Origin of the sequence: Aestuariicoccus sp. MJ-SS9 (assembly GCF_032586235.1) — a bacterium.
Lineage (GTDB): Bacteria > Pseudomonadota > Alphaproteobacteria > Rhodobacterales > Rhodobacteraceae > Aestuariicoccus.
In genome coordinates this window covers 1-22,731 of record NZ_JAWHTD010000033.1, presented here as the reverse complement: position 1 = coordinate 22,731, position 22,731 = coordinate 1, and the positions used below count along the sequence as shown (strand labels likewise).

The following is a 22,731-nucleotide window of genomic DNA, read 5'->3' as shown; positions in this document are numbered from 1 at the left end:
GGCAAGAGAGGCAGTATCATGAACCTGACACGACGCAGTGTAACCCTGGGGCTCGGGGCCGCGGGGCTTTTGGCCGCTTGCGGGAACGGCATCGGCAGCAACGGCGGGGCCACCATCGACGCGCGCGTCGATGCGACGCTCAGCCAGCTTTACGCGCAATATCCCGGCACCGAGACGTTGCGCGACAAGGCCACCGGCATCCTGGTGATGCCGCTTGTGACCGAGGCGGGTCTGGGTGTCGGCGGGGCATACGGGCGTGGCGCGCTGCGGGTCAGCGACGTGACGGTGGATTATTATTCCGTCACCAAGGCCAGCGGCGGCCTGCAGATCGGCGCGCAGCAATATGCGCATGTGCTGTTCTTCATGACCGAAGATGCGCTGCTGAACTTCCGCCGGTCGCCGGGCTGGGCCGCAGGGGCCAACATCGAATATGCGATCCCCGAAGGGGGCGAGACGCTGGCTGCGGAAACCACGACCTCGACCGCGCCGGTGATCGCGGTGATCTTCGGCCAGTCCGGCCTGCGGCTGGGCGCGACGCTGGAAGGCGTGAAATACACCCGCATCATTCCCTGAGACGCGCGATCACGGGACGTTCGCGTCGGCCCCGGATCTGATCCGGGGCCTTTCGTTTGGCGTTGAGGTCCCGGGTCACGCCCGGCGGCGGCGTCCGCCGGTGCGACCGGCGCGGCCGCGGCCTTCATGCCCGGCCTTGGGCGCGACCTTGTTGAACTCGATCCATGCGCCGCCGTGGGCGTCGTTGTCGGTCAGCAGGTTGGCGGCGCGGATGGCCTCCATCTCTTTGCCCGGGCGCGGCTGGGTCGAGCCCAGGCCGAACAACTGGCAGAACGCCTCGTCGTCCATGTCCTCGGGCAGCACGATCCCGGCGGCGGCCACCTCGGCGCGCTTCTCGGCGATCTTGGCGGCAGGGACGGGCAGGGCGACCGGGTTCATGATCGCGCTGGTCATGCCCGCGCCCATGGCCATGGGCAGGAAGGCGTTGTTGATGCCGTGACGGTTGGGCAGGCCAAAGCTGATGTTGGACGCGCCGCAGGTGGTGTTCACGCCCAGCTCTTCGCGCAGGCGGCGGACCAGAGTAAAGACCTGCTTGCCGGCCGTCGCCATCGCGCCGATGGGCATGACCAGCGGGTCGACCACGATGTCATGCGCAGGGATGCCGAAATCGGCGGCGCGCTCGACGATTTTCTTGGCGACGGCGAAACGCACGTCCGGATCTTCAGAGATCCCGGTGTCGTCGTTCGAGATCGCCACCACCGGTACGTTGTACTTCTTGACCAGCGGCAGCACGAATTCCAGCCGCTCTTCCTCGCCCGTGACCGAGTTCAGCAGCGGGCGACCGTGGGCTGCCTTGAGCCCCGCCTCAAGTGCGGCGGGCACCGAGCTGTCGATGCAAAGCGGGATGTCCGTCAGCCCCTGAACCAGCTCGATAATCGCGGTCATCAGCGGCGGTTCGGTCTCGTTCGGGTTGGGGTTCGAGTTGTAGACCACGCCCGCGTTGATGTCGAGAATGCTAGCCCCGGCCACCACCTGTGCCAGCGCGTCCTTTTCCACGGTCGAGAAATCGCCCGCCTCCAGCTCGGCCGCCAGCTTCTTGCGGCCGGTGGGGTTGATGCGCTCTCCGATCACACAGAACGGCTGGTCAAAGCCGATGATGGCCGTCTTGGATTTGGATTCGACAATCGTGCGGGTCATGCGGGAACTCCAGTAAGGCGCTGCAATTCTGTTTCCAGCGCGGGGTCGGTGAAATCTTGGATGCTGACGTGCGCCCCGGCGGCGCAGAGCGCGGCGTCGTCCAGCGATGAGCGCAGCCCGACCACGCGCGCGCCCGCGGCGCGGGCCGAGGCGAGGCCCGAGGGGCTGTCCTCGAACGCGAGGGTCTGGCCGGGTGCCGCGCCAAGGGCCGCCATCGCGGCGAGATAGGGATCTGGATGCGGCTTGGCGCGGTCGCATTCCTCGCCGATTACGATGGTGTCGAAACGCTCGCGCAGGCCGATGGCCGCCAGCATCGCCTCGGCATTGGCGCGCATGGCGTTGGTGACCGCCGCCACACGCCAGCCTTGCGCCTGCGCCCGGTCCAGCAGCGCCTGAGCGCCCGGCATGGCGGGGTAGTCACGCGGCAGGCGGTCGCGAAAGAGCGCCTCTTTGTGTTCGGACAAAGCCTGCGGGTCAGGCTCGGACGGCAGGAATTCGGCAAAGAAATCCACGTTCAGCCGACCGTGGATATGGCGCGCATAGAACCCTTCGTCCATGTCGATGCCCCTTTTGGCCAACAGTTCCCGGAACACCGCTTCGTGGATCCCGTCGCTTTCCAGCAGCGTACCGTCGAGATCGAAGAGCAGGGCAAAGGGCATTCCGGGCTTGGTTCCTCAGGCGGTCTGGGCTGCGGGCGCGGCGGAGGCGCCGCCGTTGTCGATGGCCCATTGCGCGTTGGTCTTGATGCCGCCCAGCGGGAAGAAGTGCACCCGCTCGATGTTGAACCCGGGGTTCGCGGCCTTGTGGGCGGCAAGCTGGGTCAGCACGTCGGTCGGCTCGTAGGGCAGCAGCAGTTTCGAGACGTCCATCGCGCGCTTTTGCAGCACCTTGAGCGACGGGCCCACGCCGCAGGCGATGGCGAACTTTATCAGGGTCTGCAGCTTGGCCGGGCCCGCGATGCCGATGTGAATCGGCAGGGTGATGCCGGCGGAAGCCAGATCGTCGGCCCATTTGATGATCGGCTTGGCGTCGAATGCGAATTGCGTCGCCAGCGCCATCTGCGCGTCGGTGGTTTCGGAAAATTTCTGTTTCCAGCGAAGCGCTTCCGTGACGTTCTTCATGCCGCCGTCGGGGTCGATGTCGCGGTTGCCCTCGGGGTGGCCCGCCACGTGCAGACGCTTGAACCCGGCCTTGTCAAAAAGCCCGGTCTCCATCAGCTGCATCGAGCAGTGGAAGTCGCCCACCGGCTGCGCCACGCCGCCCGCCAGCAGCAGCGCCTGATCGACGCCCGCCTCACCCTGATAGCGCGCGATCCAGTCGGCCAGGGTCGCCTTGTCCTTGATGATGCGCGCGGGGAAATGCGGCATGACCTTGTAGCCGTCGCGCGCCAGCCGGGCGGCGGTGCTCACCATGTCGGCGATCGGCGTGCCTTCGATATGGGCGATGTAGACGCGGGTGCCCTCGGGCAGGAGCGCGCGGAAATCCTCGACCTTCTCGGCGGTGCGCGGCATCACCTCGATCGAGTAATCCTTCAGAAACGCCTCCAGATCGCCGCTGACGGCGCGGGGGGCTTCTGCACGTTTACGGAAATTCAAAAGCGCCATCGCTCTCTCCCAAAGGGTCACGGGTTTCAGGCCCAGCCATCGTTGGCGATCAGGTGCTTGATGCGGTCCTGATCGTATTCGGCATCGAGACGCGCGGCCTCGGATGCGGCGACGGCTTCGGCCTCGCCTTCGACCGGATAGGGGGCGGCCTTGCGCCATTCCGCCAGGTATTCGTCGGTGCCCGCGGCCCCGGTTTTCATGGCGGCGCGGTCGATGGCCTGCTCGAAACGTTCGGGCAGCGGCATCTTGGTTCCGCGGCGACCCTTGCCCACGATCACCTGAGCGGGGATGTCGCGCCAGTATACGATTGTGACGTCGGGCATGTGCCTGATTCCCTTATCCGATGGGCTTACTTACCCGCCCCCCGAACCGCGCCGGGGTCGAATTTCGACACCGCTGCGTACATGAGCGACGTCAGCAAGAATAGGCGCCCCGGGCCGGGGGCGCCACCGGGGCGGAGTGGAAAAATCCTCAGCCAGAAGCTGAGCGATTTTCATCAACTGGCAAGGGTTCCGAGGCTAACTTGCGCGCGGCGGCTGCCACAGATAGGCTGGCGCAAAGGCGAGAAAAAGGGCCGGGCAGTCATGGTCATCGCAATAGACGCGCATAAAATCGCCTATATGGCGGTGCCCAAGGCAGGCTGTTCGTCGGTCAAACGGGCGCTGGCGCATATCGACCCGTCGGTCACGCTGCCGCCCGAAGCCGAGCGTGACGTGTACACCTGGCACGCCATTTATCCCACCAAACGATTTCGCCCGCAGCGCTGGCAAGCTTTCGAGGACGACGACTGGTTCCGCTTCACCGTGGTGCGCGATCCGGTGCGGCGGCTGATGTCGTGTTACGTCAATCGGGTGGTCGAGCTGAAAGAGCTGCACAATTGCCGGAAGATCCTGCGCGGCCGTGTCGATCTGCCCAAAGACCCCGATCCGGATTTCTTTTTTCAGAACCTCAAGGCCTATCGCGAGGCCAGCTCGTCGATCAAGCATCACGCGCTGGGAAGCTGGCTTTTCACCGGCCCGGATCTGACCCGCTACAGCCGGGTCTATAAGGTCGAAGAAATGGACGAACTGGCCAGAAAGCTGACCGAAATCAGCGGGCAACCCGTTGAAATGCCGCGCGAAAACAAAAGCTCGTTCAAACTGACGCTGGACGATCTGAAACCGCGCACCTTTGCGGCGATCCTGCCGCATCTGGACCGCGAATATGCCCATCTATCCGGCTATTACGACAATCCGCTTTAGGCCCCGCCCAAATCCCTTGCGACGCAATGCCGCTCTGCGTAGTGTGGAGGCAACTTGATATTGAAAGGCGCGAAATCATGGCGCCAAAGCGTCCCACTGGTGCGGGCGCGTTCCCGAAGCCGGTCGAAAGCCCCGCGCCAAAGCCGCCGGATCCAAGCGAGCTTTATGCCGCGCTGGATCTGGGCACGAACAGCTGTCGCATGCTGATTGCCCAGCCCAAGGGCAGTCAATTTCACGTCGTGGACAGCTTTTCGAAATCCGTTCAGCTGGGCTATGGTCTGGAGCGTACCGGGCGGCTTAGTCGTGGGTCGATGGGCCGCACGGTTGCGGCGCTGCGGGTGTGCCAGCAGAAAATCCGCCGTCACAACGTGCACCGGATGCGGCTGGTGGCGACAGAGGCTTGCCGCCGCGCCAAGAACGCCGCCGAATTCATCCGCCAGATCAAGCGCGAGACCGGGCTCAGCCTCGAGATCATCCAGCCCGAGGAAGAGGCGCGGCTGGCTGTGATTTCCTGCGCGCCGCTGGTCAGCACGCAGACCGATCAGCTGCTGGTGGTCGATATCGGCGGCGGCTCGACCGAACTGGTCTGGATCGACCTCAGCTCGGTTCCGGCGCGCGAAAGGCCGCGCGCGATCATGCGCCTTCACGCCGGGTTTCACACCACCAACAGCCCGTTTCCCGCCGCCAAGGTCGTGGACTGGATCAGCGTACCGCTGGGAGTGGCGACCCTGCGCGACCAGTTCTCGGATGTCGAGGACGACGCGGCGCGTTATGCGCTCATGAGCTGGTATTTCGAGGAAAACCTCGCCGAATTCGCGCCTTACAAGGACGAACAGACCCGCAAGGGCTTTCAGATCGTGGGCACCAGCGGCACGGTGACGACCGTTGCGGCCTCGCATCTGGGGCTGAAGCGTTATGACCGCACCAAGGTGGACGGGCTGCGCATGACCGGCGACCAGATCGAGGCGGTGATCCGCCGTTATCTGGCGCTGGGTCCGGCCGGGCGGCGCCGCGATCCGCGCATCGGGCAGGACCGGCAGGCGCTGATTATGTCCGGCGCGGCGATTCTGCAGGCGCTCTTGCGCTGCTGGCCCACCGACCGCCTGTCGGTGGCAGACCGTGGCCTGCGCGAGGGGCTGCTCTATGCCCAGATGTCCGCCGACGGCGTGCTGGAGGACGGGCCCTATTGACGCCCCTGCGGGCTTAGGGTCTTTGGCATTCCGCCCTATATACGCTAGGGGCAGGCGATCACAGCAAGAGGCGCGATATGGCCAAGGGGCCGAACGGCAAGAACACATCGGGGCGCGGGCAGCGCGATCTGAAGGTCAAGGTCAAGACCGCGCGCGGGCGCAAGCTCAGCTCGACCCGCTGGTTGCAGCGGCAGCTGAACGACCCGTATGTCAAGCGCGCCCAGGCCGAGGGCTATCGCGGCCGCGCGGCCTACAAGATCCTGGAACTGGACGAGAAATTCCGTTTTCTCGTGCCCGGCGCGCGCGTCGTCGACCTGGGCTGTGCGCCCGGCGGCTGGTGCCAGGTGGCGGTCAAGCGCGTCAACGCGCTTGGCGAGAAAAGCGGCAAGGCCATCGGCACAGTGCTGGGCATCGACCTGCAAGAGGTCGAACCGATCGCCGGGGCCGAGCTGCATGTGCTCGACTTTCTGGCCGACGATGCGGAAGAGCAGGTCAAGCGCTGGCTCGGCGGCAAGGCCGACGTCGTGATGTCGGACATGGCCGCGGCCTCGTCGGGGCACAAACAGACCGACCATTTGCGCATCATCCACCTGTGCGAGACCGCCGCTTATTTCGCCTTCGACGTGCTGGAGGAGGGCGGCACCTTTGTCGCCAAGGTTCTGGCGGGCGGGGCCGAGGGCGAGCTGCAGAAGCTGCTGAAACAGCGCTTTGCCAAGGTCGCCAACGTCAAGCCGCCGGCGTCGCGGCAGGATTCCTCGGAAAAGTTCGTGGTCGCCACCGGGTTCCGCGGAGCCGCCGACTGACCCTATCCCGACGGGCACAATGCTGGTACTTTCCGCCACGGAAAGGACCGCAGACCCCATGGATTCCGCGCTGCACGATGTGATGACCCGTTTGATGGCCGCCCGCGAGGTTGTCGGCGCCTGGGACATTCTGGCCACGCGCATGACCGAATGCGGTTTTCCCAGCCTGATCTACGGCGGCTCGCGCATCGCGCATCGCGGCATTGTCGGCCAGCTCGACGAGGCGCTGATCCTGCACCAGGGGCCGCAAAGCTATTCCGACGCCTATCTGGGCGAAGAGCTCTATCTGCATTCGCCGACCTACGACTGGGCCATGCATCACACCGGTGCCGCCAGCTGGGCCGAGGTCGGCCGGCAATATTCCGACTGGGCGCAGCGGCCCGAGGTGAAACGGATGCTGGCGCTCAATGCCGAACACGGGTTGATGGGGGGCTATGTGATCAGCCTGGTGTCCACCGGCGGGCGGGGCGGGGCCGTGATGGGCCTCTCGCCTGGCGGCGGGCAGGGGCAGGACGTGGCAGATGCGCTCTGGGCCGAACACGGGGACGAGATCGTGCTGCTCTGCAACCTTTTCCAGCTGCGCGTGGCGTCGCTGCCGCAGCCGATGCAAAGCCGTCCGCTGACCACCCGTCAGCGCGAGGTGCTGGAATGGATGGCCGAAGGCAAGACCACCCAGGACATCGCCGTCATCATGGGGCTGAGCGCACCGACCATCGAAAAGCACCTGAAAGGCGCGCGCCAGGCGCTTCAGGTCACCAACTCGGTGCAGGCGGTGCAGAAGGCCACCGCACTCAATCTTCTGTTCGGGTCGGAGTGACGGGCTGCTTTGGCGCCATCAGCGACGCGATGGCGGTCTGCTGAAAGAACCGCGCGAACTGCGGCGACACGACCCGGATTTCCTGAAAACCCGCGTTCGCACCGGCGGTCGGAAAGACCTGCCGGTGCAAGGCGAAGAGCCGGGCATAACGAGACCGGCGCGACGGCGGCGGACCGATTTCTTGACTGTGACGCATGGCGCGCTCCGGCCGGTGAACCCGGCGATGATGATGCCCCAGCGCGGTGTATCGCCGATGAATACGGCCGATTTTAAGCGTTACCATGCCCGGTTTGCGGCCATCGTCCGGCGAAGCGCCTGCGGGCTCTGCCCGAAACGCGCCTTGAACGCGCGGGTCAGCGCCGTGGGGTCTTCGTAGCCGCAGCGCAGCGCCACCTCGGTGACCGAGGCCGCGCCGGTCTCGATCATCTGCCGCGCGGCGGTCAGGCGCAGGTGACGATAGAGCGCCGAGGGGCTTTGCCCCGTCGCCGCCTGCACGCGCCGCGCCAGCGTGCGCGGCGTGGTGCCCAGATCACGCGCGAGCTGGGGCAGGGGCTGCGGGTCCTCGATCCGCGCACGCATCCGCGCCACCATCCGCGCCACCAGCGGATCGCCTTGCGGCACGTCCGGCGCGGGCGCGCGCGGCCGGAACAGCCCCTCGACGTCCAGGGTGATCGCCGGGCCAAGGTCGCGCCGGATCATGTCGCGCGTCAGGTCGAAGGCCGCCATCGCACCGCCGCAGGTCACCCGGTCGCCGTCGCGCACATAGGATTGCCGCTGCGCTTGCACGCGGTGAAAGCGCTCGTCGAAGGCCTCGAGCAGATCCCAGTGGATCGTTGCCTGCCGCCCGTCCAGCAGCCCCGCCGCCGCCATCAGCCAGGCCCCGGAATCGAGCCCCAACACCATCCCCGACCGCGCCGACGCGCGCCGGAGCGCCCGGCGCAGCGCGGCGGTGTCGTGGGCCAGGTGTTCATAGCTTGAAATGATATAGAGCCGCGACACCGGCGCCATATCCGCCAGCCCTGCGCCGGGCTGAACCGGCATGTCCGAGCTTGACCGGACAACGCCGCCATCCACGCTGAGAAACTGCCAGCGGTAATGCGGCGCGCTGAGGAAGCTGTTGGCGGCGCGCAGCGGCTCGAGGCAATTGGACAGGCACAGGTTTGAAAACCGCGGCAGCAGCAAAAAGGCGATGTCGCAGGCTTCTGTCCGATTACGCATGGTTTTGTCTGATACCGCAAGGTGAGCCGCCGCGCCAGCGCCAATGCTGAGCGGGCAGGTCGGACGGAGGACGCGATGCCACTCACCATGAACCGCGAGGTTTTCATCACCTGTGCCGTGACCGGATCGGGCGGCACACAGGACCGGAGCCCGCATGTGCCGCGCTCGCCGAAAGAGATCGCCGACAGCGCGATCGAGGCCGCGCGTGCCGGCGCGGCGGTGGTGCATTGCCACGTTCGCGACCCCGAAACCGGCGCGCCCTCGCGCAAGACCGAATATTACCGCGAGGTGACCGACCGCATCCGCGCGGCGGATGTGGATGTGGTGCTGAACCTGACCGCCGGCATGGGCGGCGACATCACCTTTGGCGGGGTCGAGACACCTCTGCCGGTGGACGCCGCAGGCACCGACATGATCGGCGCGACCGAACGGGTGGCTCATGTGGCCGAATGCCGGCCCGAGATCTGCACGCTCGATTGCGGCACGATGAACTTTGCCGAGGCCGATTACGTCATGACCAACACCCCCGGCATGCTGCGGGCCATGGGCCGGATGATGACCGATCTGGGCGTCAAGCCCGAGATCGAGGCGTTTGACACCGGCCATCTGTGGTTCGCGCAGGAATTGGTCAAGGAGGGCGTTCTGGACGACCCCGCGCTGGTGCAGCTTTGCATGGGCGTGCCCTGGGGCGCGCCGGACGATCTGAACACTTTCATGGCGATGGTGAACAACGTGCCCGCGGGCTGGACCTTCAGCGCCTTCGCGCTGGGGCGCAACCAGATGCCTTTTGTCGCGGCGTCGGTCCTGGCGGGCGGCAACGTGCGCGTGGGGCTCGAGGACAACCTCTTTCTCGACAAGGGCGTCCTGGCCACCAACGCCCAGCTTGTGGACCGCGCGGTCGGGATCGTCGAGCGGCTGGGCGCGCGGGTTATCGGCCCCGAGGAGGTCCGCACAAAGCTGGGCCTGACCAAGCAGGCGCCACGCGGATGAAAACCGTTCTGATCTACGGCGACAGCAACAGTCACGGCACCAAGCCGATGCTCGTCGCCGGGGAATCGCGCCGCTATGCCCCCGGCACGCCCTGGCCGGACGTCATGGCTGAGGCTTTGGGCCCCAAGGTGCGCGTGATCACCGAGGGCCTGCCGGGCCGCACCACCGTGCACGACGATCCGGTCGAGGGCGGCGTGCGCAACGGCCTCGCCGTGCTGCCCGCGATCCTGCATTCGCATAAGCCCGTCGACCTGATGATTATCATGCTTGGAACGAACGACCTCAAACCGCGCTTCACCGTGAGCGCCTATGAAATCGCCCGCTCGCTCGAACGGATGATCCGCGCGGCGCGGGCCGAGGGCGTGCATTCCGCCGACCTTCTGATCGCGCCGCCGCCGGTGCGCGAAACCGGCGTTCTGACAGATGTCTTCGCCGGGGCCGAGGCGCGCCAGACCGGGATGGCCGGCCAGATCGAGGCCGCCGCCGCCCGGATCGGTTGTGGCTTCGTGAATGCGGGCGACCACGTCACCGTGTCGGACACCGACGGCGTGCATTGGGAGGCCGAGGCGCACCAGAGCTTTGGCGCGGCCATGGCGCGGGTGGTGGCCGGTCAGCTGGCGCGGATCGACGGATGAAATGGGTTTTGCCCCTCGTGCTGGCGGGCTGCACTACGGCGGCGACGTTGCCGCGGGTGGACATTCCCCTGCGCAACCCCACGGCCCCCATCGCCTCACAGGCTGATGTGACGCTCAAGCGGTTGGCGGGAGAATGGATCGTCGTCTCCGGCGCGGGGCTGGCACCTGGCACCAGGGTTCGGGTGACGGCCAAGACGCTGGAGCTGGACGGTGTCGCCCTGGCGCTCGCCGACACCGGAGAGGGGCGTCTGCTCGTGGGCGGCGATCCGGTCTGGGTGCATTGGCTCGACATCGGCAACCGCACCGCCGCGCTTGGCGACCCCAACGGATCGCGGGTCTGGATCATGGACCGCACCGGCGCGCCGGGCGACCGGCTGGCGGCGGCACGCAAGATCCTAACGTGGTACGGCTATGACCTCGACCGGATGAGCGGCGCATGAGCCGCGTTCTGATCACCGGCGGGGCCAGCGGGCTGGGCCGGGCCATGGCCGCCGGTTTCGCCGCGCGCGGCGACCGGGTGGCGATCTGCGACGCCGACGCGGGCGCGGTGGCGGCGTTCCAGGCGGATTTTCCGGGTCACATCGGCGCGGTCGCAGATGTGACCGACGAAGGCCAGATGCAGGCATTCCTGCAGGCCGTCGAAGACGCCTGGGGCGGCATCGACGTGGTCTGTGCAAATGCCGGCACCGGCGGCCCGGCAGGCCGGATCGAGGATCTGCCGCTGGAAGGCTGGCGCGCCTGCATCGACGTCAACCTGACCGGGGCTTTCCTGACCTGCCGCTGGGCCGCACGGCTGATGCGCGCGCAGGGCGCCGGGCTGATCGTGCTGACCTCGTCCACCGCCGGGCAATTCGGCTATCCGCTGCGTGCGCCCTATGCCACGGTGAAATGGGGCATCGTCGGGCTGACCAAGACGCTCGCGATGGAGCTTGGCCCCGCCGGCATCCGCGTCAACGCCATCTGCCCCGGCGCGGTCGAGGGCGACCGGATGGACCGTGTCGTGGCGATGGAATCCGCGGCCTCGGGCCTCGATCCAGACGCGGTGCGCGCGCAATACGTCAAGGGCGTGTCGCTGCGCAGCTGGGTCACCGCCCAGGATGTGACCGACACTGTGCTCTGGCTCGCCTCGGACGGCGCGCGCAAGATTTCCGGCCAGATCCTGGCCATCGACGGACATACGGAGACTTTGACGCCATGACACAAACAGCGGCCATTCTCGGCGGTGGCGTGATCGGCGGCGGCTGGGCCGCGCGCTTTGCCCTGATGGGTTGGGACGTTCGGGTCTTCGACCCCGACCCGGAGGCCGAGCGCAAGCTGGCCGAGGTCATGGCCAACGCCGCCCGCACGTTGCCCATGCTCTACGAGGCGCCTATGCCCGAACGCGGCCGCATCACCTTTTGCGCCACTCTGGCCGAGGCGGTGCAGGGCGCGGCCTGGGTGCAGGAAAGCGTGCCCGAGCGGCTGGACCTGAAACACAATGTTTATCATGAGATTGCGCCGCATATCTCACCTGACGTGGTGATCGGTTCCTCGACCTCTGGGTTCAAACCGTCCGAGCTGCAGCAGGATCAGCCGCTGGCTGCGCGGATCGTCGTCGCGCATCCGTTCAATCCGGTCTACCTGTTGCCGTTGGTCGAGCTGGTGCCAAGCGTGAAGACCGACCCGGAGGCCATTGAAAAGGCGAAGGATATCCTGACAGGAATCGGAATGTATCCGCTTCATGTCCGGGCCGAGATCGACGCGCATATCGCTGACCGCTTTCTCGAGGCCGTCTGGCGCGAGGCGCTCTGGCTGGTCAAGGACGGCATCGCCACGACCGAGGAAATCGACAACGCGATCCGCTATGGGTTTGGCCTGCGTTGGGGGCAGATGGGGCTGTTCGAGACCTACCGCGTGGCCGGGGGCGAGGCCGGAATGCGCCACTTCATGGCGCAGTTCGGTCCTTGCCTGAAATGGCCCTGGACCAAGCTGATGGATGTGCCCGAGTTCACTGACGAGCTGGTCGATCTGATCGCCGATCAATCCGACGCGCAATCGGGGCAGATGTCGATCCGGCAGTTGGAACGGCTTCGTGACAACAACCTTGTCGCGATGATGCGCGCGCTGAAACAGCAGGGCGCGGCAGCGGGCGCGCTGATCCGCGATCACGAAAAGACGCGCTGGCCCGCGCTTGCCGACGAGGTGCCGCTGACCACGGTGCGGCGGGTGATCCCGGTGGATTGGACCGACATGAACGGCCACATGAACGAGGGGCGTTACGGCCAGATCTTCAGCGACGCGTCGGAGGTGCTGATGGCCCATGTGGGCGCAGATCAGGCTTATGTTGACGCGGGCAACAGCTATTTCACCGCCGAATCCACGATCAAGTACCTCAACGAAACCCATGCGGGCGAGACGGTGCACGTGACCACAAGGGTGACTTTGGGTGAGGGCAAGAAACTGCGTCTTTTCCACGAGATGCGGCGCGATGCTGATGCAGGGGTCATGGCCACCTGCGACCAGTTCCTGCTGCATGTCTCGCTTGAGACGCGCCGCTCGTGTCCGCCGCTGCCGAAAGTGCAGGCCGCCGTCGAACGGCTGGCCCGACGCCACGCGGAGGGCTGACCATGCATTTCGGGCTGACAGACGAACAGGAAATGATCGTCGCGACCGTGCGCGATTTCGTCGAGCGCGAGATCTATCCGCACGAGGCCGCGGTCGAGCGCAGTGGAGAGGTGCCGCAAGAGATCGCGCAAGAGATCAAGCGCAAGGTGATCGGGCTGGGTTTTTACGCCTGCAATTTCCCCGAAGAGGTGGGTGGCGCGGGGCTAGGCCACCTTGATTTTGCGCTGGTCGAGCGCGAGCTGGGGCGCGGGTCCATGGCGCTCACGCATTTCTTTGGGCGACCGCAGAATATCCTGATGGCCTGCGAGGGCGATCAACGCGACCGCTACCTTCTGCCCGCCGTGCGCGGCGAGCGGATGGACGCGCTGGCGATGACCGAACCCGACGCCGGATCGGACGTGCGCGGCATGAAGACCACAGCGCGGCGTGATGGAGGCGACTGGGTTCTCAACGGCACAAAACACTTTATCTCCGGCGCGGATCACGCGGATTTCTTTATCGTTTTCGTCGCTACGGGTGAGGACCAGACAGCCCATGGCCCCAAGAAACGGATCAGCTGTTTCCTGGTCGACCGGGGCCATCCCGGATTTATTGTTCGCGCGGGCTATGACAGCGTCAGCCACCGTGGGTATAAGAACTGCATTCTGGAATTCGACGATTGCCGCCTGCCAGATGCGCAGTTGCTGGGCGAGGTGGATGGTGGCTTTGCGGTGATGAACGAATGGCTTTACGCCACGCGGATCACTGTCGCCACCATGTCTGTCGGCCGTGCGCGCCGGGTCTTTGATCTGGCGCTGGCCCATGCGGCCGAGCGGCGTCAGTTCGGCCAGCCCATCGGGCGCTTTCAGGGCGTCAGCTTTCAAATCGCCGACATGATCACCGAGATCGACGCATCCGATTGGCTGACCCTTTCCTCGGCCTGGCGGCTGGATCAGGGCCTGCCCGCCAACCGCGAGATCGCCAGCGCCAAGCTGTATGCAACCGAGATGCTGGCGCGGGTCACCGACGCCGCGCTGCAGATCCACGGCGGGATGGGGCTGATGTCGGACCTGCCCATCGAGCGATTCTGGCGCGATGCGCGGGTCGAGCGGATCTGGGACGGCACCAGCGAGATCCAGCGGCATATCATCGGGCGCGAGCTTTTGCGCCCGCTTGGGTCCTGACCCGGTGCCGCGCGATCTGTCGCGCCTGTTGCGGCCGCGCTCGGTTGCCGTGGTCGGCGGCGGCGCCTGGGGGCGGGCGGTGCTGCGCGGGCTGCAAAAGATGGGCTTTGCCGGGACGCTGCAGGCGGTGCATCCACGCGCGGACACGCTCGAAGGGGTCAAGGCCGTCGCGGATCTGCGCTGGTTAGACAGCCCGCCCGACGCCGTTTTCATCGGCGTCAACCGCAAGGCCACCATCGGCGTCGTGCGCGAACTGGCCAAGATGGGCGCGGGCGGGGCGGTCTGTTTCGCCAGCGGCTTTGCCGAAAGCGGCGATGGCGGCGCGCTGAGCCGGGACCTGATCGAAGCCGCCGGCGACATGCCCATCGTCGGGCCCAATTGCTACGGCTTCATCAATGCGCTCGACGCTACCGCGCTCTGGCCCGATATCCACGGGCTGGTGCCGGTCGACCGGGGCGTCGCGATCCTGACCCAAAGCTCGAACATCGCGCTGAACCTGACGATGCAGACCCGTGGCCTGCCGGTGGCCTTTGTCGGCACGGTGGGCAATCAGGCGCAGACCGGGATGGCCGAAATGGCCGAGGCCTTGCTGGCCGAAGACCGGATCACCGGGCTTGGCCTGCATATCGAGGGCTTCGGCGACATCGCGGCGTTCGAGGCGATGGCCGCCACCGCGCGCCGCCTTGGCAAGCCGGTGATCGCGCTTAAATCCGGCCGGTCGGATGCGGCGCGGGTGGCGGCGGTGTCGCATACCGCGTCGCTCGCGGGGTCGGATGCCGGGGCGGCGGCATTGCTGGCGCGGCTAGGAATGGCGCGGGTCGCGTCGCTCGAGGCGCTGCTGGAGGCGCTGAAACTGGCCCACGCCATCGGCCCATTGCCCGCCAACCGGCTGGCCGCGCTGTCGTGCTCGGGGGGCGAGGCGGGGCTGATCGCCGACGCCGCCGCTGCGCGCGGCCTGACATTCGCACCCCTCGGCGACAGCCAGAAAGCGCGGCTCGCCGATGCGCTGGGGCCGCTGGTGACGCTGGCCAACCCGCTGGATTATCACGCCTTCATCTGGGGCGATGCCGAGCGGATGGAGATGGTCTTTGCCGAGATGATGGCGGGCGGGGCCGTCATCACTCTGCTGGTGGCCGATTTCCCGCGGAGCGACCGCTGCGCCACGCAGGATTGGGAGGTGCTGGTCGCCGCCGCCACGGCCGCGCAGCGCCGGGTGGGGATGCCGCTGGCCATCCTGTCGACCCTGCCCGACACCATGCCCGAAGCGATGGCGCTGCGGCTGTCGCAGGCCGGGCTGATCCCGCTTTGCGGGCTGGAGCCGGCGCTGGACGCGGTCGCGGCCTGCATCGCGCTCGGCGCGCCGCAAGTCTTTGCGCCGCCGGTTTTGCCAGGCCCGGCCATCGGGACGCCCGTCACCCTGACCGAGGCCGAAGTCAAGACGGATCTGTCGCGATACGGCGTCGAAACCCCGCAAAGCGCCGTGGTCGCGACGCCCGAGGCGGCGGCGGACTGGGCGCACGGACGGCCCGCGCTGGCGCTCAAGGGGCTGGGTTTGGCGCACAAGACCGAAGCGGGCGCGGTGGCGCTGAACCTTTGCAGCCCGGAGGCGGTGACGAATGCCGCGCGGCGCATCGGCGGCACGCGCTTTCTTGTCGAAGAGATGGTGACCGACGGCGTGGCCGAGCTCTTGATCGGCGTTCTGGCCGACCCCGCGCATGGCTTCGTGCTGACCCTCGGGGCCGGGGGGACGCTGACCGAATTGTGGGCGGACACTGTCAACCTTCTGTTGCCCGTGCGCCGCGAAGAGATCGCCCAGGCGCTCGATCGTTTGCGCATCGCGCCGCTGCTGCACGGCTATCGCGGCCTGCCTGCGGCCGATCAGGCGGCCATTGTCAGCGCGGTGATGGCGGTGCAGGATTACGTCACGGACCATGCGCAGCAGATCGTCGAGATCGAGATCAATCCGCTGATCGTCACGCCGACCCGCGCCGTGGCGGTCGACGCCTTGGTCCGCAAGACCGAGGCGGACCAATGACAGGAACCATCGACAGAAAGGGCAGGGCAGCATGACCTCTCCGGTCAGGACAGCGAAACGCGGCCATGTGTTCGAGGTGACGCTCGACCGGCCAAAGGCCAACGCCATCGACCTCGCGATCAGCCGCATCATGGGCGAGGTCTTTGCCGGTTTCCGTGACGATCCCGACTTGCGGGTCGCGGTGCTGACCGGCGCGGGCGACAAGTTCTTCTGTCCCGGCTGGGACCTGAAGGCCGCCAACGACGGCGACGCGGTCGATGGCGATTACGGGGTCGGCGGCTTTGGCGGGCTGCAGGAATTGCGCGGGCTCAACAAGCCGGTCATCGCGGCGGTCAACGGCATCTGCTGCGGCGGCGGGCTGGAACTGGCGCTGAGCGCCGACATCATCCTGGCTGCCGACCACGCCAGTTTTGCCCTGCCGGAAATCCGGTCTGGCACGGTGGCGGATGCCGCGAGCCTCAAGTTGCCCAAGCGCATTCCCTATCACATCGCGATGGAGATGCTGCTGACCGGACGCTGGATCGACGCGGAAGAAGCCGCGCGCTGGGGGATCGTCAACCACGTCTACCCCGGTGGCGATCTCGTGGCCGAGGCAGCCAAGCTTGCCGATCTGATCGCCAGCGGCCCGCCGCTGGTCTATGCGGCCATCAAAGAGATCGTGCGCGAGGCCGAGGATATGAAGTTCCAGGACGCCCTGAACCGCATCACCAAACGGCAATTCGAGACCGTCGATGTGCTCTATGCCTCGGAGGATCAGAAGGAAGGCGCGCGGGCCTTCGCCGAAAAGCGCGACCCGGTGTGGAAGGGGCGATAATCCCGACCCGGCGCTTCAGGAAATAACTCTAACGTACTGCTTTTAATAAATTATCCGGCAGGTTCTTCTGGCAGCCTGCCGATCAGAACAATACACCCAGACCGCTCGTCGCCCGCCAAACGCTCGGCCACGAAGCGGTCCAGTTTTTCCCAGGGCCTGGCACCAGCCTTGGCCGCAGCGACGCGTTGACGCCGAAGGTACGGTCGGTGAGCCTTGTTCGCTATTTCATGAAATACCGAACATGCCCGTTTAGGCCGCCGATAGGGCGATAAACCGCTCCATATGCCAATCCGCATCGCCCAGCCGATGCTCGGCCATCACGATACGCTTGGCGATATGGCCAAGGGCATATTCCTGCGTCATCGCGATGCCGCCATGCATCTGGATCGCCTCTTCGGCCACCATCCGGCCCGCCCGCGCCACAAGGTTACGCGCCGCCGCGATGTGCAGCGCGCCCTGTGGCCCGTCCAGATGGCCCGCCGCCCCGATCACGGCCGAGCGCGCCTGTTCCAGCTCGATCAGCAGATCGGCCATGCGGTGCTGCAAGGCCTGAAAGCTGCCGATGGGCCGGCCGAATTGCCTGCGCTGCCCGAGGTACTCTCGCGTCAGCGACGTGGCGGTTTCCATCGCGCCCAGCGTTTCGGCGGCGATGGCCACATGCGCGCGCGCGAAAACAGCGTCCAGCGCCGGCCAGGCCACGCCAGGCGCGCCGAGGCGCTGCGTCGCGGGCAGGCGCACGTCGTCGAGCGTCACCTCGGCCGCACGCCCGCCCGAGATCAGCGGCGAGCCGTGCAGCGTCACGCCGGCCGTGTCGCGCGGCACCAATATCAGGCTGATCCCTTCGGCATCGTCCGCCGCGCCGGACTCGCGCGCGCTGACCACAAGATGATCGGCCGCCTCGGCATTCACGACCACGGATTTGCGCCCCGAAAGGATCACCGCGTCGCCGTCGGTTTTCAACCGCGTCTCGACATGGGTCAGATCATACCGGCTGGCCGGTTCGCCATGCGCCAGCGCCAGATGCAGCCCGCCGCCGATCACCTCGTCTATCAGCGCGCGCTGATCGTTGGCGCCAAGCGCGCTCAGTAGCCCGCCACCCAGCACGGCGGTGTCGAGAAAGGGATCGACCATGCCAGCGCGGCCCACTTCCTCGAACACCACGGCGATGTCGAAACCGGCGCCGCCAAAGCCACCGTCCGCTTCGGTAAAAAGCGCGCCGATCACGCCGAGATCGCCCAGCTCGGCCCAGATTTCAGGCGAAAAGCCCGTATCGCCAGCAACGATCTCGTTGCGCAAATCGGAGGTATAGCGGTCGCGCAGGAAGCGGCGCAGCGTGTCCTGCAGCATCTGCCGCTCTTCGGTCAGATCGAAGTTCATCGGCCCCCTCCCAGCATCGTCTTGGCGATAATATTGCGCTGAATTTCGTTCGACCCGCCGTAGATCGACAGCTTGCGATTGTTGAAATATTGCGCCGCCACCGGGCGGGCGTAGTCGGGCCCGGGCAGAGCATTGTCGCCCTCGATCGCCTCGGAGGCGAAGGGCAGGGCGTGAGGCCCGCAGGCACGCCGCGCGAGATCGTTGATTTCCTGCCGGATCACCGTGCCCTTGACCTTCAGCATCGAGCTTTCGACCCCCGGCGCCTGACCCGCCGCCGCCTTGCTGATCATGCGCAGGTTGGTGGTGGCGAGCGCCATGAGGTCGATCTCGGCCCGCGCCAGACGCGCGGCGAAATGCGGGTTTTCGATCAGCGGCCGGCCGTTCGTCCGCTCGGCCCGCGCAATGCGTTTCACCGCCTCGAGCCCGGCCTTGGAAAAGCCGACGCCCGCGATGTTCGTGCGCTCGTGCGTCAGCAGGTATTTGGCATACGTCCAGCCCTTATTCTCTTCCCCGACAAGGTTTTGCACGGGGACCTTCACGTCGGTGAACCAAACCTCGTTGACCTCGGCCGAGCCGTCGAGCAGCACGATGGGCCGCACCTCGATCCCCGGGGTCGCCATGTCGATCAGCAAGAACGAGATACCCTCTTGCGGCTTTGCGTCGGGGTCGGTGCGCACCAGGCAAAAGATCATATCGGCGTGCTGGCCCAGCGTGGTCCAGGTCTTTTGCCCGTTGACGATGTAATGGTCGCTATCGCGCACCGCGCGGGTCTTGAGACTGGCCAGATCCGACCCGGCCCCCGGTTCGGAATAGCCCTGGCACCACCAGTCGTCGCCGTTCAGAATACGCGGCAGATAGTGGGCCTTTTGCGCGTCGCTGCCGTATTTCTGCAGCACCGGCCCCAGCATTGCCAGACCGAAGGGCACGATGCGCGGGGCGTGAAGCAGGGCGCATTCCTCTTCAAAGATGTGGCGCTGCACCGCGTTCCATTCCGCCCCGCCATAGGCTTTGGGCCAGTTCGGCGCAAGCCAGCCGCGGGCGTTCAGAATGGCGTGCCAGCTTTCGTGGTCGCCCTTGGTGAGCGCCTCGCCCATCCGCACCTTGTCCGAGAGCGCCTTGGGCAGTTCGTCAGCCAGAAAGCGGCGCACCTCTTGGCGGAAGGCTTGTTCATCCGGGGAATAAGATAAGTCCATCAACCGTCTCTTTTCATTGAGATATCTCGATCAGTCCTGCGGTCCTGAATCGCGCGTCCCGCAGCGCGTCAGGAAACCGCCCTGTTCAGATCGTCGAAAGAGCCGCCCTCGGCCACGAGTTTTTCAAGCAACGGCGCGGGTTGCCAGAAGAAGCTGTCGGTCTCCGCCAGCTTGCGGATCTTCGAAAGGACCTTGTCCAGCCCCTGCATATCGGCCCATTTCAACGGCCCGCCGTGATACCGTGGAAAGCCGTAGCCGAAGAGCAGAACCATATCCACATCCAGGGGCCGCCGCGCGATGCCGTCGCCGACGACCTTGGCCGCCTCGTTCACCATGGCGGCCAGATAGGTGCTCTGAATCTCGGAATCGCTGAATTCCCGGGGTGTTATGCCCCGTTCTTCACGCTCGGCTTCAATTAGGGCGAGCACATCGGGGTTCGGCGTTCGGTTGCGGCCGTCGTAGATGTAATAGCCGCGCCCGGTTTTCTGGCCCAGATGCCCCGCCTCGCAAAGCTTGTCGGCATAGGTGGGCACCCGTTCGCGCGGATCGCGGGTTGGGGCCAGGCGTTTGCGGTTGGCCCAGCCGATGTCCAGCCCGGCCAGATCGGCCACGGCAAAGGGCCCCATGGCAAAGCCGAACGCCTCGAGCGCGGCATCGATCTGATGCGGTGAGGCGCCGTCCAGAACCATGTGGTCGGCGGCGGCGCGATAGACCGACAGGATGCGGTTTCCGATGAACCCGTCGCAGACTCCGGCCCGAACTGTGATCTTTTTCAACGCCTTACCCAGCGCAAATCCGGTGGCGACAACGTCGGGCGCGGTGCGGTCGGCGACCACGACCTCGAGCAGTTTCATAACATGCGCGGGCGAAAAGAAGTGCAGCCCGATCACGTCCTCGGGCCGCGACGTGGCCCTGGCGATCTCGTTGACGTCGAGATAAGAGGTGTTCGTCGCCAGAACCGCGCCGGGCCGGGCGATCTGGTCGAGGCGGGCGAAGAGCTCTTTCTTGACGGCCATGTCCTCGAACACCGCTTCGATGATGACGTCCGCGTCGGTCAGCGCCTCGGGGCCGGTGGCGAGCGTCAGGGCAGTTTCCATCATATGATCAAACGCTTCCGGCGTGATCTTGCCACGTTTCAACGCGCCTTTCAGGTTGCCCCCGATCCGCCCTTTGGCGGTCTCTGCGGCGTCTTTGGACATCTCGACCAGCGTAACGTTCAGCCCCGCCAAAAGCGCGGCGGTGGCGATGCCGGCCCCCATCGTGCCGCCGCCAATCACGCCGATATGCTCGCAATCCCGGGCGGTTACACCTTCAAGTTCGGGCAGTTTGCTGACCTGCCGTTCGGCAAAGAACGCATGGATCAGACCTTTGCGCTGGTCGGTTTCCATCAGCTCGTTGAAAAGCGCCCTCTCACGCGCGAGGCCGTCTTCGAAGGGCAGCTCGCAGGCGGCCTGAATGGCGCGCACGGCGGTGGCGGGCGACAGCTGACCACGGCCCTTTTTCAGAACCCGGTCGTAGAGCGCGTCGAAATCCACCGGCTCGGGCGGAGGCAGATCGCGGGTCGGGCGCGGGCCCGCGCCCTGGGCCAGCAGGTCCTGGGCGAAGGCCAGGCCAAGCGCGCGCGGTTCGCCCTCGGCCACGCGGTCGAGGATGCCCAGCGACAACGCCTCAGCGGCGGGCACGTGGCGGCCGGTGGTGATGATGTCGACCGAGGCGTCCAGACCGGCCAACCGGGGCAGGCGCTGGGTGCCGCCCGCGCCGGGCAGGATGCCCAGATGCACCTCGGGCAGGCCGACGCGGGTGCCCGGCACGGCGACGCGGTAATGCGCGCCCATCGCCACCTCGAGCCCGCCGCCAAGTGCCGTGCCGTGCAACGCGGCCACCACCGGCAGCGGGCAGGCCTCGGTCCGGTTGCAGACCTCGGGCAGCCAGGGATCGACCGGCGGCTTGCCGAATTCGCGGATGTCGGCGCCGGCGTGCCAGGTGCGGCCCGCACAGGTCAGGACGACGGCGCGCGCCCCGTCGGCCACGGCACGGTCGAGCGCGGTCACCAGCCCCACGCGCACCGCGTGGCCCAGGGCATTCACCGGCGGGTTGTCTGCGGTCAGCACGGCGATGTCGCCGATGCGGTCGTAACGGACGATGTCGGACATGGATTTCCTTTCGTTAACCGCGACGGGCCAGCGCCGAGGAGGTGCCGGTCTGTCGTTCAAGATCGCGCACGAGATCGCGCAGTTTCGGGCCGACCTCGGCCATCATGCGCTCGCGCGTCAGGTGATCGGGCAGGGCGCCGCAGGTAAAGGCGACGGGTTCGCCGAAATCGCCCGCGACGTAGGGCACCGCGACGGCGTTGACCGTGCGGGCGTAGCGCAGCGCGTCGGGCGTGATGGCAAAGCCTTGCGCCACAAGCTGGCTAAACCCATGCGCCCGGAAATCGCGCAGCGCAGGGTCGGGCCGGAGCGCCTCGAACCGTGGGTCGTCGAGCGCCGCCAGAACCGCCTGCCCCGACGACGAGCCCAGGATCGGGATCCGGTGCCCCGGTTCGAGCCAGATCGAGGCGGTGCCTTGCGGGCGCCAGGTCTTGGCCAGCAGCATCCGGTCGCCATCGCGCACCGCGACCAACGCCAGCGTGCCCGTGGCGTCGGCCAGCGCCTGCATCGGCGCGCCGGCCAGATCGAGGAACGACGAGGCCGCCGCCGCCACCGATCCCAGCGCCGTGGTGGCCGGGCCCAGCCGGTAAAGTCCGTTCTGCTGGCTGAGGTACCCCAACTCGCACAGGGTATAGGTCAGCCGTGTGACCGTCGCTCCCACCAGCCCGGTGCGCTCGGCGATCTGGCGGTGGGTCAGGCCGTTGTCGCCCGCCCGAAAGGCGCGCAGAACCGACAGGCCCCGCGCCAGCGTTTTGGCGAATTTGCGGTCGCTCGGGCCTTGGCTCTGGTCGGTCATGGCGTGCCCTGCGGGATCGGGCGCGACACCGCCGGGACGGCGACGCCCGGCGTCGCGATCGGCCCTGCCTGGAGCAAACTGGTGCACGCTTTGGTCGGGGGATCAACGGTCTCGTCCGCGCGGCCCCGCATTGCGGCGCGTTTCAATCGGTTCATGACGCCCAATCGTTTTACTATGCGAAATTAAATTTCGCAGATTTCGCTGCAAGGTGCCACACCTCTGCCCGAGCATCAAGACGCAGGGTCTTGGGGGCAGGTCCCAAAGGCGCCCTGCAGCGGCCCAAAAAACCCGGGGCGCATCTTGGCGGCCCGAACGGGCGTTGTTGCAAAAGTCTGTCGGCGAAGGATTCACTTCGTGAATCCATGCCGTTAGACGCGTTGTATGAACAAGC

At 66.6% G+C, this 22,731-nt stretch carries 23 protein-coding genes; 13 read left to right on the top strand and 10 right to left on the bottom strand.

What is annotated here, in order from left to right; genetic code table 11:
- The first annotated feature begins 18 nt into the window (after positions 1-18).
- Positions 19-573 (top strand): YSC84-related protein, encoded by a 555-nt coding sequence (locus RXV88_RS17745; protein ID WP_316294837.1) that lies wholly within the window; start codon positions 19-21, stop codon positions 571-573.
- A gap of 75 nt (positions 574-648) precedes the next feature.
- On the opposite strand, the gene RXV88_RS17740 is transcribed toward RXV88_RS17745, so the two are convergent.
- From RXV88_RS17740 to RXV88_RS17725, 4 genes are read right to left on the bottom strand one after another with little or no spacing between them, the layout of a single operon-like run.
- Positions 649-1,710: a methyltetrahydrofolate cobalamin methyltransferase gene (locus RXV88_RS17740; protein WP_316294836.1), complete on the bottom strand. Its 1,062-nt coding sequence runs from the start codon at positions 1,708-1,710 to the stop codon at positions 649-651.
- Positions 1,707-2,369 (bottom strand): HAD-IA family hydrolase, encoded by a 663-nt coding sequence (locus tag RXV88_RS17735; protein WP_316294835.1) that lies wholly within the window; start codon positions 2,367-2,369, stop codon positions 1,707-1,709. The genes RXV88_RS17740 and RXV88_RS17735 overlap by 4 nt, the downstream gene beginning before the upstream one ends.
- A gap of 15 nt (positions 2,370-2,384) precedes the next feature.
- A complete protein-coding gene (locus RXV88_RS17730; protein WP_316294834.1) occupies positions 2,385-3,314 on the bottom strand; it encodes a methylenetetrahydrofolate reductase in 930 nt (309 codons plus the stop codon).
- Between the two features lie 26 nt (positions 3,315-3,340).
- A complete protein-coding gene (locus RXV88_RS17725; RefSeq protein ID WP_316294833.1) occupies positions 3,341-3,637 on the bottom strand; it encodes a virulence factor in 297 nt (98 codons plus the stop codon).
- Positions 3,638-3,898: 261 nt separating this feature from the next.
- Between RXV88_RS17725 and RXV88_RS17720 the strand changes: the two genes are divergently transcribed.
- From RXV88_RS17720 to RXV88_RS17705, 4 genes are all read left to right on the top strand, one after another.
- Positions 3,899-4,555, top strand: a complete 657-nt coding sequence (locus RXV88_RS17720; protein ID WP_316294832.1) for a sulfotransferase family 2 domain-containing protein — start codon at positions 3,899-3,901, stop codon at positions 4,553-4,555.
- A 77-nt stretch (positions 4,556-4,632) separates the two neighbouring features.
- A complete protein-coding gene (locus RXV88_RS17715; RefSeq protein ID WP_316294831.1) occupies positions 4,633-5,745 on the top strand; it encodes a Ppx/GppA phosphatase family protein in 1,113 nt (370 codons plus the stop codon).
- A 77-nt stretch (positions 5,746-5,822) separates the two neighbouring features.
- On the top strand, positions 5,823-6,548 hold the full coding sequence (locus RXV88_RS17710) for an RlmE family RNA methyltransferase (RefSeq protein ID WP_316294830.1): 726 nt from the start codon (positions 5,823-5,825) through the stop codon (positions 6,546-6,548).
- A 58-nt stretch (positions 6,549-6,606) separates the two neighbouring features.
- Positions 6,607-7,365, top strand: a complete 759-nt coding sequence (locus RXV88_RS17705) for a LuxR family transcriptional regulator (RefSeq protein WP_316294829.1) — start codon at positions 6,607-6,609, stop codon at positions 7,363-7,365.
- On the opposite strand, the gene RXV88_RS17700 is transcribed toward RXV88_RS17705, so the two are convergent.
- Positions 7,340-7,648: a hypothetical protein gene (locus RXV88_RS17700; protein WP_316294828.1), complete on the bottom strand. Its 309-nt coding sequence runs from the start codon at positions 7,646-7,648 to the stop codon at positions 7,340-7,342. The genes RXV88_RS17705 and RXV88_RS17700 overlap by 26 nt on opposite strands.
- Positions 7,642-8,583 carry a GlxA family transcriptional regulator gene (locus tag RXV88_RS17695; protein ID WP_316294827.1) on the bottom strand — a complete coding sequence of 314 codons (942 nt, stop codon included), beginning with the start codon at positions 8,581-8,583 and terminating at the stop codon, positions 7,642-7,644. The genes RXV88_RS17700 and RXV88_RS17695 overlap by 7 nt, the downstream gene beginning before the upstream one ends.
- 75 nt (positions 8,584-8,658) lie before the next feature.
- Here RXV88_RS17695 and RXV88_RS17690 point away from each other — a divergent pair, with 75 nt between their 5' ends.
- Genes RXV88_RS17690 through RXV88_RS17655 form a run of 8 tightly spaced genes read left to right on the top strand, consistent with a single transcriptional unit; the run spans position 8,659 to position 16,824 of the window.
- A complete protein-coding gene (locus tag RXV88_RS17690; protein WP_316294826.1) occupies positions 8,659-9,573 on the top strand; it encodes a 3-keto-5-aminohexanoate cleavage protein in 915 nt (304 codons plus the stop codon).
- On the top strand, positions 9,570-10,208 hold the full coding sequence (locus RXV88_RS17685; protein WP_316294825.1) for an SGNH/GDSL hydrolase family protein: 639 nt from the start codon (positions 9,570-9,572) through the stop codon (positions 10,206-10,208). The genes RXV88_RS17690 and RXV88_RS17685 overlap by 4 nt, the downstream gene beginning before the upstream one ends.
- Positions 10,205-10,648: a lipocalin gene (locus tag RXV88_RS17680; RefSeq protein WP_316294824.1), complete on the top strand. Its 444-nt coding sequence runs from the start codon at positions 10,205-10,207 to the stop codon at positions 10,646-10,648. The genes RXV88_RS17685 and RXV88_RS17680 overlap by 4 nt, the downstream gene beginning before the upstream one ends.
- Complete coding sequence (locus RXV88_RS17675; protein WP_316294823.1) at positions 10,645-11,406, top strand: SDR family oxidoreductase; 762 nt, start codon at positions 10,645-10,647, stop codon at positions 11,404-11,406. Before RXV88_RS17680 ends, RXV88_RS17675 begins: the two co-directional genes overlap by 4 nt.
- Positions 11,403-12,812 (top strand): carnitine 3-dehydrogenase, encoded by a 1,410-nt coding sequence (locus RXV88_RS17670; RefSeq protein WP_316294822.1) that lies wholly within the window; start codon positions 11,403-11,405, stop codon positions 12,810-12,812. The genes RXV88_RS17675 and RXV88_RS17670 overlap by 4 nt, the downstream gene beginning before the upstream one ends.
- Positions 12,813-12,814: 2 nt before the next feature.
- The gene (locus tag RXV88_RS17665) at positions 12,815-13,975 is read left to right on the top strand and encodes an acyl-CoA dehydrogenase family protein (protein ID WP_316294821.1); all 1,161 of its coding nucleotides are present in this window, start codon (positions 12,815-12,817) and stop codon (positions 13,973-13,975) included.
- On the top strand, positions 13,965-16,010 hold the full coding sequence (locus RXV88_RS17660; RefSeq protein ID WP_316294820.1) for an acetate--CoA ligase family protein: 2,046 nt from the start codon (positions 13,965-13,967) through the stop codon (positions 16,008-16,010). The genes RXV88_RS17665 and RXV88_RS17660 overlap by 11 nt, the downstream gene beginning before the upstream one ends.
- A 31-nt stretch (positions 16,011-16,041) precedes the next feature.
- Positions 16,042-16,824 (top strand): carnitinyl-CoA dehydratase, encoded by a 783-nt coding sequence (locus RXV88_RS17655; RefSeq protein WP_316294819.1) that lies wholly within the window; start codon positions 16,042-16,044, stop codon positions 16,822-16,824.
- 249 nt (positions 16,825-17,073) lie between these two features.
- On the opposite strand, the gene RXV88_RS17650 is transcribed toward RXV88_RS17655, so the two are convergent.
- The 4 genes from RXV88_RS17650 to RXV88_RS17635 all read right to left on the bottom strand — a co-directional run bounded on the left by RXV88_RS17650 (position 17,074) and on the right by RXV88_RS17635 (position 22,340).
- Positions 17,074-18,201 carry an acyl-CoA dehydrogenase gene (locus RXV88_RS17650; RefSeq protein WP_316294818.1) on the bottom strand — a complete coding sequence of 376 codons (1,128 nt, stop codon included), beginning with the start codon at positions 18,199-18,201 and terminating at the stop codon, positions 17,074-17,076.
- The gene (locus tag RXV88_RS17645; protein ID WP_316294817.1) at positions 18,198-19,394 is read right to left on the bottom strand and encodes an acyl-CoA dehydrogenase family protein; all 1,197 of its coding nucleotides are present in this window, start codon (positions 19,392-19,394) and stop codon (positions 18,198-18,200) included. Before RXV88_RS17645 ends, RXV88_RS17650 begins: the two co-directional genes overlap by 4 nt.
- 68 nt (positions 19,395-19,462) lie before the next feature.
- Positions 19,463-21,547 (bottom strand): FAD-dependent oxidoreductase, encoded by a 2,085-nt coding sequence (locus RXV88_RS17640; RefSeq protein WP_316294816.1) that lies wholly within the window; start codon positions 21,545-21,547, stop codon positions 19,463-19,465.
- Between the two features lie 13 nt (positions 21,548-21,560).
- Entirely contained in the window at positions 21,561-22,340 is a 780-nt protein-coding gene (locus RXV88_RS17635) for an IclR family transcriptional regulator (protein WP_316294815.1), read from the bottom strand.
- Positions 22,341-22,731: the final 391 nt, after the last annotated feature.

Excerpts from the sequence above, each read along its gene's own strand:
- RXV88_RS17720 (WP_316294832.1), top strand. The coding sequence starts at position 3,899 with ATGGTCATCGCAATAGACGCGCATAAAATCGCCTATATGGCGGTGCCC.
- RXV88_RS17695 (WP_316294827.1), bottom strand. The coding sequence starts at position 8,583 with ATGCGTAATCGGACAGAAGCCTGCGACATCGCCTTTTTGCTGCTGCCG.
- RXV88_RS17690 (WP_316294826.1), top strand. The coding sequence starts at position 8,659 with ATGCCACTCACCATGAACCGCGAGGTTTTCATCACCTGTGCCGTGACC.
- RXV88_RS17735 (WP_316294835.1), bottom strand. The coding sequence starts at position 2,369 with ATGCCCTTTGCCCTGCTCTTCGATCTCGACGGTACGCTGCTGGAAAGC.
- RXV88_RS17635 (WP_316294815.1), bottom strand. The coding sequence starts at position 22,340 with ATGACCGACCAGAGCCAAGGCCCGAGCGACCGCAAATTCGCCAAAACG.
- RXV88_RS17700 (WP_316294828.1), bottom strand. The coding sequence starts at position 7,648 with ATGGTAACGCTTAAAATCGGCCGTATTCATCGGCGATACACCGCGCTG.
- RXV88_RS17680 (WP_316294824.1), top strand. The coding sequence starts at position 10,205 with ATGAAATGGGTTTTGCCCCTCGTGCTGGCGGGCTGCACTACGGCGGCG.
- RXV88_RS17710 (WP_316294830.1), top strand. The coding sequence starts at position 5,823 with ATGGCCAAGGGGCCGAACGGCAAGAACACATCGGGGCGCGGGCAGCGC.
- RXV88_RS17670 (WP_316294822.1), top strand. The coding sequence starts at position 11,403 with ATGACACAAACAGCGGCCATTCTCGGCGGTGGCGTGATCGGCGGCGGC.
- RXV88_RS17730 (WP_316294834.1), bottom strand. The coding sequence starts at position 3,314 with ATGGCGCTTTTGAATTTCCGTAAACGTGCAGAAGCCCCCCGCGCCGTC.
- RXV88_RS17650 (WP_316294818.1), bottom strand. The coding sequence starts at position 18,201 with ATGAACTTCGATCTGACCGAAGAGCGGCAGATGCTGCAGGACACGCTG.
- RXV88_RS17745 (WP_316294837.1), top strand. The coding sequence starts at position 19 with ATGAACCTGACACGACGCAGTGTAACCCTGGGGCTCGGGGCCGCGGGG.
- RXV88_RS17740 (WP_316294836.1), bottom strand. The coding sequence starts at position 1,710 with ATGACCCGCACGATTGTCGAATCCAAATCCAAGACGGCCATCATCGGC.
- RXV88_RS17675 (WP_316294823.1), top strand. The coding sequence starts at position 10,645 with ATGAGCCGCGTTCTGATCACCGGCGGGGCCAGCGGGCTGGGCCGGGCC.
- RXV88_RS17725 (WP_316294833.1), bottom strand. The coding sequence starts at position 3,637 with ATGCCCGACGTCACAATCGTATACTGGCGCGACATCCCCGCTCAGGTG.
- RXV88_RS17685 (WP_316294825.1), top strand. The coding sequence starts at position 9,570 with ATGAAAACCGTTCTGATCTACGGCGACAGCAACAGTCACGGCACCAAG.
- RXV88_RS17655 (WP_316294819.1), top strand. The coding sequence starts at position 16,042 with ATGACCTCTCCGGTCAGGACAGCGAAACGCGGCCATGTGTTCGAGGTG.
- RXV88_RS17705 (WP_316294829.1), top strand. The coding sequence starts at position 6,607 with ATGGATTCCGCGCTGCACGATGTGATGACCCGTTTGATGGCCGCCCGC.
- RXV88_RS17640 (WP_316294816.1), bottom strand. The coding sequence starts at position 21,547 with ATGTCCGACATCGTCCGTTACGACCGCATCGGCGACATCGCCGTGCTG.
- RXV88_RS17665 (WP_316294821.1), top strand. The coding sequence starts at position 12,815 with ATGCATTTCGGGCTGACAGACGAACAGGAAATGATCGTCGCGACCGTG.
- RXV88_RS17645 (WP_316294817.1), bottom strand. The coding sequence starts at position 19,394 with ATGGACTTATCTTATTCCCCGGATGAACAAGCCTTCCGCCAAGAGGTG.
- RXV88_RS17715 (WP_316294831.1), top strand. The coding sequence starts at position 4,633 with ATGGCGCCAAAGCGTCCCACTGGTGCGGGCGCGTTCCCGAAGCCGGTC.